The organism is Pseudomonas sp., assembly GCF_030147005.1.
Classification (GTDB): domain Bacteria; phylum Pseudomonadota; class Gammaproteobacteria; order Pseudomonadales; family Pseudomonadaceae; genus Aquipseudomonas.
Genome location: NZ_JASLAW010000210.1, coordinates 1 through 7317 on the forward strand (window position 1 = coordinate 1; position 7317 = coordinate 7317).

General features: G+C 61.6%; 7 protein-coding genes. 5 read left to right on the forward strand and 2 right to left on the reverse strand.

The window, feature by feature from the left end; translation table 11 throughout:
- Nucleotides 1-177 precede the first annotated feature (177 nt).
- The gene (locus tag Q1V60_RS19860) at nucleotides 178-1173 is read left to right on the forward strand and encodes a hydrolase (RefSeq protein ID WP_300633783.1); all 996 of its coding nucleotides are present in this window, start codon (nucleotides 178-180) and stop codon (nucleotides 1171-1173) included.
- Between the two features lie 118 nt (nucleotides 1174-1291).
- Here Q1V60_RS19860 and Q1V60_RS19865 read toward each other — a convergent pair whose 3' ends face one another.
- Both Q1V60_RS19865 and Q1V60_RS19870 read right to left on the reverse strand, forming a co-directional pair.
- The gene (locus tag Q1V60_RS19865; RefSeq protein ID WP_300633785.1) at nucleotides 1292-2146 is read right to left on the reverse strand and encodes a sulfurtransferase; all 855 of its coding nucleotides are present in this window, start codon (nucleotides 2144-2146) and stop codon (nucleotides 1292-1294) included.
- Nucleotides 2147-2179: 33 nt separating this feature from the next.
- A complete protein-coding gene (locus Q1V60_RS19870) occupies nucleotides 2180-2851 on the reverse strand; it encodes a TetR/AcrR family transcriptional regulator (protein WP_300633786.1) in 672 nt (223 codons plus the stop codon).
- Nucleotides 2852-2995: 144 nt separating this feature from the next.
- Between Q1V60_RS19870 and Q1V60_RS19875 the strand changes: the two genes are divergently transcribed.
- From Q1V60_RS19875 to coaD, 4 genes are all read left to right on the forward strand, one after another.
- Nucleotides 2996-4423: a coniferyl aldehyde dehydrogenase gene (locus Q1V60_RS19875; protein WP_300633787.1), complete on the forward strand. Its 1428-nt coding sequence runs from the start codon at nucleotides 2996-2998 to the stop codon at nucleotides 4421-4423.
- Nucleotides 4424-4452: 29 nt separating this feature from the next.
- The gene (locus Q1V60_RS19880; protein WP_300633789.1) at nucleotides 4453-4998 is read left to right on the forward strand and encodes a twin-arginine translocation pathway signal protein; all 546 of its coding nucleotides are present in this window, start codon (nucleotides 4453-4455) and stop codon (nucleotides 4996-4998) included.
- Between the two features lie 76 nt (nucleotides 4999-5074).
- Nucleotides 5075-6670, forward strand: a complete 1596-nt coding sequence (locus tag Q1V60_RS19885; RefSeq protein ID WP_300633791.1) for a GMC family oxidoreductase — start codon at nucleotides 5075-5077, stop codon at nucleotides 6668-6670.
- A 103-nt stretch (nucleotides 6671-6773) separates the two neighbouring features.
- A complete protein-coding gene (coaD, locus tag Q1V60_RS19890) occupies nucleotides 6774-7253 on the forward strand; it encodes a pantetheine-phosphate adenylyltransferase (RefSeq protein WP_300633793.1) in 480 nt (159 codons plus the stop codon).
- Nucleotides 7254-7317: the final 64 nt, after the last annotated feature.

Sequence of the window (7317 nt, forward strand, 5' to 3'; positions counted from 1 at the left end):
ACGTCGGGGCGGGTGTATTACGCGGTGTGGCATCGTTCCCTGTAGGTGCGCGCTGGCTCGCGACGGTAGCGCCGGCGACAGGGGTTGCGTGTTAGCGCTGCGTCATCGTTACCGTTTTGCGCGAGCAAGCCCGCTCCCGCAGGAGTCAGGGCAAGCTCGTCCGGCAGCGAGTATTTCATGACCCCCTCTTACGACCGGTTCAAACCCGCCTTCGGCCTCGGCAACCCCCACCTGCAAACGCTGTGGGGCCCGCTGTGGCGCCCGACCACCCACATCGAGCGCCAGCGCGAACGCCTGTGGCTGGAAGACGGCGACTTTCTCGACCTCGACTGGCATGGCCCCCACGACGCGCAGGCACCCCTGGTGCTGGTGCTGCACGGGCTGACCGGCTCGTCCAATTCGCCCTACGTGGCCGGCCTGCAAAAAGTCCTCGCCGCGCAAGGCTGGGCCAGCGCGGCATTGAACTGGCGCGGCTGTTCGGGCGAGCCGAATCTGTTGGCCCGCAGCTACCACTCCGGTGCCAGCGAAGATTTGGCCGCAACGATTGCCCATCTGCGCGCCAAGCGACCGTTGGCGCCGTTGTATGCGGTGGGGTATTCGTTGGGCGGCAACGTACTGCTCAAGCACTTGGGCGAAACCGGCCAGGCATCCGGGCTGCATGGCGCGGCGGCGGTGTCGGTACCCTTTCGCCTGGATCAATGCGCGGACCGTATCGGTTTGGGTTTTTCGCGGGTGTATCAGAAGCACTTCATGCGCGAGATGCTGGCCTACGTCCGCGTCAAGCAACGCCAGTTTGTGCAGGACGGCCGACAAGACGGGCTCAAAGCCCTGGAAGCGTTAGGTTCGCTGGAGAAAATGCGCACATTCTGGGATTTCGATGGCCGCGTCACCGCGCCGCTGCACGGTTTTCTCAGTGCCGAGGATTACTACCGCCGGGCCTCGAGTCGCTACTACCTGGGCGATATCCGCACGCCTACGCTGATCATCCAGGCGGCCGATGACCCGTTCGTGTTCTCTCATAGCTTGCCCGAAGCCAGTGAGCTATCGGACTGTACCGAGTTCGAGTTATTGGCCCAGGGCGGGCATGTGGGGTTTGTAGAGGGTTCGCTGAGGCGCCCTGGTTACTACCTGGAACGGCGAATCCCCGATTGGTTGCTGACACAACAGGGTTAGACCGGTGGGAGCGGGCTAGCTCGCGAATGCGCGTATCAGTTACGCATGTATCGACTGAAACCCTGCATTCGCGAGCAAGTCCGCTCCCACCGGTTGATTGGGTTTACGGGCCCGGCCTCTAGTCGCCTGTCGCAATTTCCCGCGCCGGATCCGTAATCCACTCACTCCACGACCCCGCATACAGCTTGCCCAACGGATACCCCGCCAGGCTCAGGGCGAACAGGTTATGGCACGCCGTCACCCCGGAACCGCAATACGCCACCAACTCCTCCGGCGGGCGACCCTGCAACTGCGCGGCAAAGCGTTGCTTGAGCTGCTCGGCCGGCAGGAAACGTCCGTCACTGCCCAGGTTTTCACTGAAGGTTGCACACTGCGCGCCGGGAATATGCCCGGCAATCGCGTCGATGGGCTCCACTTCGCCACGAAAGCGCGGCTGGGCGCGGGCATCGATCAAGGTCAGGCCGGGCTGGCCCAGGCGTTTTTGCAAGTGTTCGGCATCCAGCGCCAGCCGATTGTCCGGCGTGCCGGTGAAAGTGCCCGGTTCGACCACCGGCGCATCCAGGCTCAATGGGAAGCCCGCCGCATGCCAGGCCTTGAGGCCACCGTCCAGGATAAACACGCCGTCGCGCTTGCCCAGCCAGGCCAGCAACCACCATGCCCGGGCGGCATAGGCGCCGGGGCCATCGTCATATAGCACCACGTCGGTATCGGCGCTGATGCCCCAGGCCCGCAGTTGCCGGGCTAAGGTGTCCGCCGCAGGCAGCGGGTGACGGCCGGTCACGCCCTTGATCACCGGGCCGCTGAGATGGCGCTCCAGGTCGGCATATTGCGCCCCTTCGATATGCCCTTCGGCATAGCTGCACCGCCCGTAATCCGGATCTTCCAGGGCAAAGCGGCAATCGAGGATCACCAGCCCGGCCGTTATTCGGCGCTCGGCTAATGACTGGGGGCTGATCAATTGGGCAAGCGGCATGACTGACTCCTGTGAATACAAAGGGGAAAGGTCCTACTTCACTTCTTCCAGCGCCTGGTTCAACGGCACGTAAAACTCTTTGAATAACCCATCCACCGCCTCTTTGGCCTGGGGCGTGACAAAACCCGCTTCCAACACCAGCACCTGGTACACCCCGCGCTTGATCGCCTCGGCGCTCAGGTGGGTGGATTTTTCATTGGTGGTGCACAGGAACCGCACCCAGGAGGTGAGGATGATCCAGGCATTGAGGGTCAGGGCCTCGGTTTGCACCGGGTCCATCGTGAGAATGCCGGCGTCGACAAAACCTTGGTAGATCGCGCCGCCCTGGATCAGGCAGCGCTGGGAAAAGCGTCGGTAGCCAGTGGCCAGTTCCGGATCGCTTTCCAGTAAATGTTCGAGGTCGCGGTGCAGGAAGCGATAGCGCCACATGCCGGCCAGCACGGCCTGAAGGTAAAAGCGCTTGTCCTCCACCACCATTGCTCGCCCCTGGGGCGGGCGCAGGAAACTGTCCACCAACGCTTCATATTCGCGAAACAGCACGGCGATAATCGCCTGCTTATTGGGGAAGTGGTAGTACAGGTTGCCCGGGGAAATTTCCATATGAGCGGCGATATGGTTGGTGCTGACACTGCGCTCACCCTGCTGGTTAAAAAGCTCCAGGCTGGTTTGCACAATGCGCTCGCTGGTCTTTACTCGTGGTGCCATAGGGATCAGCTTCCAAACACGGGATCGGCCATCTTACGGCCTATCCGGGCGCGGTTAAATCTGGATGTGACTGCAATGTTATTTGACAACTTAGAGCAACGACTCTAAAAATCCAGGCAGACCTATAACAACAGGGACCGCGCCATGCCTGCCAACGTTGCTTATCTGCAAGAATCCCAGGCGCTGGATCAACTCCAGGACGCGTTCGAAGCCCAACGTCGCGCTTATGCCGCCAACCCGATGCCGCCGGCCGCGCAACGCCAGCAATGGCTCAAGGCCCTGCGCGATTTGCTCAGCGATGAACGCCAGGCGCTGATTAACGCGATCAGCCAGGATTTCAGCCATCGCAGCGCCGACGAAACCCTGTTCGCCGAACTGATGCCCAGCCTGCATGGCATTCACTACGCCAGTAAACACCTCAAAGGCTGGATGAAACCTTCCCGACGCGCCGTAGGCATTGCCTTCCAGCCCGCGTCAGCCAAAGTCATTTACCAACCGCTGGGTGTTGTCGGCGTCATCGTGCCGTGGAATTACCCGCTGTACCTGGCCATCGGCCCGCTGGTCGGCGCCTTGGCCGCCGGCAACCGGGTCATGCTCAAGCTCAGCGAATCCACGCCGGCCACGGGCGAGCTGCTCAAGGCATTGCTGGCGAAGATCTTCCCCGAAGATTTGGTGTGCGTGGTGCTCGGCGAGGCCGACGTCGGCAGGGCATTTTCCGCGTTGCGCTTCGATCATTTGCTGTTCACCGGGGCCACCAGCATTGGCAAGCATGTGATGCGTGCGGCCGCCGAACACCTCACACCGGTCACCCTGGAGTTGGGCGGCAAATCGCCGGCCATTGTCTCCGCCGATGTACCGCTCAAGGACGCCGCCGAACGTATCGCTTTCGGCAAGGCCTTGAACGCCGGGCAAACCTGTGTGGCACCCGACTATGTGCTGGTGCCGGAGGAGCGTGTGGCCGGTTTTGTCGAGGCTTACTCCAAGGCCATTCGCGGGTTTTATCCGACCCTGGCCGACAACCCGGACTACACCGCCATCATCAATGAGCGGCAACTGGCCAGGCTCAATGCCTACGCCAAGGATGCCACCGACAAGGGCGCCACCCTGATTCCTCTTTACGACCAGGGCCAGGCACGGCGCATGGCTCACAGCCTGCTGTTGAATGTGAGTGACGACATGACGGTCATGCAGGACGAGATTTTTGGTCCGCTCTTACCGATCGTGCCCTATCGCGGCATCGATCAGGCCTTTGCCTACATCAACCAGCGCCCACGCCCATTGGCCCTGTATTACTTCGGCTACAACAAGCGCGAACAGAACCGTGTGCTCCACGAAACCCACTCCGGCGGCGTGTGCCTGAACGACACCCTGCTGCATGTGGCCCAGGACGACATGCCGTTTGGCGGCATCGGCCCCTCTGGCATGGGCCACTACCACGGTCACGAAGGTTTCCTGACCTTCAGCAAGGCCAAGGGTGTGCTGGTCAAGCAGCGTCTGAACGCGGCGAAGTTGATTTACCCGCCCTACGGGAAATCCATCCAGAAGTTAATCCAGAAGCTGTTTATCCGCTGATAAACCACACCTGCGGGACAATAAAAACAATGAACCCCAGCCTGACTGAAACACCTGCGCTGTCGCGGCGCGGCGTCTTGAAAATCGGCCTGTGTGCCAGCGCCTTCCTGGCTACCACCGGGCTGGGCGCCAGCCTCAGCGGGTGCTCGAGCAGCACGCCGGCCAGCGGCTTTGCCATGTTGCGAGCCAGTGATTTGCCTTTCCTGCGCGCGGTTATCCCGGTACTGCTGGAGGGCGCGGCCAGCGCCCAGGTCGTCAGCGCCGGGATTGAAGACACCCTGAAAAAGCTCGACTACAGCCTGCAGCACCTGTCGCCGGAGACGTTCAAGCTCACCCAGCAGCTGTTCGATGTGCTGAGCATGGGCATTACCCGAGGACCGTTGACCGGCATTTGGGGCAGTTGGGAAAACGCCGGCAGCGAGCAAATCCGCCACTTCCTGCACCGCTGGGAGAACAGCTGCCTGAACCTGCTGCGCATGGGCCAGGGATCGTTGCTCAAGCTGGTGATCATGGCCTGGAACTTCCGGCCCGAGTCCTGGGCCCATTGCGGCTATCCAGGGCCGCCGAAGATCTAGCGTCGAGTATGTGGGAGCAGGCTTTGCTCGCTCCCACACTGACTGCAACTTCGTACAAGAATAAGAGTGCATTCCTATGCCCGTACCCGATCTGTTTCGCGACGGCCTGGCCCGTGGTTGGAAAACCCACAATGGCGCCGCCCTCGACAACGACCTGACCCTGGAAGCCGACGTGGCCATCATCGGCAGCGGCGCCGGTGGCGGCACCACGGCGGAAATCCTTAGCGCCGCCGGCTACAAAGTGCTGTTGATCGAAGAAGGCCCACTCAAAACCAGCAGTGATTTCAAGCTGCTCGAAGACGAAGCCTATGCCAGCCTGTACCAGGAAGGAATCGGCCGCATGAGCAAGGACGGTGCGATTACCATCCTGCAGGGCCGGGCGGTGGGCGGCACCACATTGATCAACTGGACCTCCAGCTTCCGCACGCCGGATGCCACCCTCGCCCACTGGGCCAGCGAATACGCGGTGAAGGGCCATAGCCGCACCGAGATGGCGCCGTGGTTCGAGGCAATGGAGCAGCGCCTGGGAATCGCGCCATGGGCCCTGCCGCCCAATGCCAACAACGACGTGATCCGCAAAGGCTGCGAGAAGCTCGGCTACAGTTGGCACGTGATCCCGCGCAATGTGCGCGGCTGCTTCAACCTGGGTTATTGCGGCATGGGTTGTCCGGTCAACGCCAAGCAATCGATGCTGGTGACCACCATTCCTTCCACGCTGGAGAAAGGCGGCGAGCTGCTCTACCTGGCCCGGGCCGAGCGCCTCAAGTACCGTGGCGACACGATCAGTAGCCTGGAATGCGTGGCCATGGACGAGCGCTGCGTGGCGCCCACCGGGCGCAAGATCACCGTGAAGGCCAAACATTATGTGCTCTCGGGCGGCGGCATCAACAGCCCGGCGCTGCTGATGCGCTCGGACGCGCCCGACCCTCATTCACGGCTGGGCAAGCGCACCTTCCTGCACCTGGTGAATTTCTCCGCAGGGTTGTTCGATGAGGTCATCAATCCCTTCTACGGGGCGCCGCAGTCGATCTATTCCGACCATTTCCAGTGGCTGGACGGCACCACCGGGAAAATGTCCTACAAGCTGGAAGCACCGCCGTTACATCCAGGGTTGGCAAGCACCTTGTTTGGCGGCTACGGCACGCAGAACGCCTTGGACATGAGCCAGTTGCCCCATACCCACGCCATGCTCGCGCTGTTGCGAGACGGCTTTCACCCCGACAGCCCTGGTGGCGCGGTGGAATTACGCGGTGACGGTACGCCGGTGCTCGACTATCAGGTCTCGCCCTATGCCTGGGACGGCCTGCGCCGAGCCTTCCACAGCATGGCCGAGATTCAGTTCGCGGCGGGCGCCAAATCGGTCAAGCCCCTGCATCACGACGCGCGGTACGTGAGCACTTTGGCCGAGGCCCGTAGCGTGATCGACGGTCTGAACCTCGAGCTGCACCGGACCACCCTGGGCAGCGCCCATGTGATGGGCGGTTGCGCCATGGGCGAAGACCCGAAAAACGCGGTAACCGACAGCCTCGGACGCCATCACCAATTACGTAACCTGTCGATTCACGATGGCTCTTTGTTTCCCACCAGCATTGGGGCAAATCCCCAGTTGTCGGTGTACGGATTGAGCGCCCAACTGGCGTCAGCCTTGGTCGAACGTCTGAAAACAGCGTGAAAAACCGTTTGATTCGCGGCATTTTTCTACCTAAGTCGACTTGGCCGACCGGGATGGCTGCGATACCATCCGGTTCCCCAACGGACTCCGCCAGGACGACGCGATGAACCGAGTGTTGTACCCAGGTACCTTCGACCCGATTACCAAAGGCCATGGCGATTTGGTCGAACGCGCCTCTCGCCTGTTCGACCATGTGATCATCGCGGTTGCCGCCAGCCCCAAGAAAAACCCGTTGTTTCCGCTGGAGCAACGCGTGGAGCTGGCGCGCGAAGTCACCAGGCATCTGCCTAACGTAGAAGTAGTGGGCTTTTCCACATTGCTGGCGCACTTTGCCAAGGAGCAGAACGCCAATGTGTTCCTGCGTGGCCTGCGCGCGGTATCGGATTTCGAGTATGAATTCCAGCTGGCCAACATGAACCGACAACTGGCACCGGACGTGGAAAGCCTGTTCCTCACGCCGTCGGAGCGTTATTCGTTCATTTCTTCGACGTTGGTGCGCGAAATCGCCGCGTTGGGCGGAGATATCACCAAATTCGTGCACCCTGCGGTCGCGGACGCGCTGACGCTGCGCTTCAAGAGGTAAGGCTCACTGTGGCGAGGGCGCTTGCTCCCGCCGGACTGCGTAGCAGTCCCAATTATTTAAAGTA

Coding starts and splice junctions, on each gene's coding strand:
- Q1V60_RS19865 (WP_300633785.1), bottom strand. CDS start 2,146: ATGCCGCTTGCCCAATTGATCAGCCCCCAGTCATTAGCCGAGCGCCGA.
- Q1V60_RS19870 (WP_300633786.1), bottom strand. CDS start 2,851: ATGGCACCACGAGTAAAGACCAGCGAGCGCATTGTGCAAACCAGCCTG.
- coaD (WP_300633793.1), top strand. CDS start 6,774: ATGAACCGAGTGTTGTACCCAGGTACCTTCGACCCGATTACCAAAGGC.
- Q1V60_RS19885 (WP_300633791.1), top strand. CDS start 5,075: ATGCCCGTACCCGATCTGTTTCGCGACGGCCTGGCCCGTGGTTGGAAA.
- Q1V60_RS19875 (WP_300633787.1), top strand. CDS start 2,996: ATGCCTGCCAACGTTGCTTATCTGCAAGAATCCCAGGCGCTGGATCAA.
- Q1V60_RS19860 (WP_300633783.1), top strand. CDS start 178: ATGACCCCCTCTTACGACCGGTTCAAACCCGCCTTCGGCCTCGGCAAC.
- Q1V60_RS19880 (WP_300633789.1), top strand. CDS start 4,453: ATGAACCCCAGCCTGACTGAAACACCTGCGCTGTCGCGGCGCGGCGTC.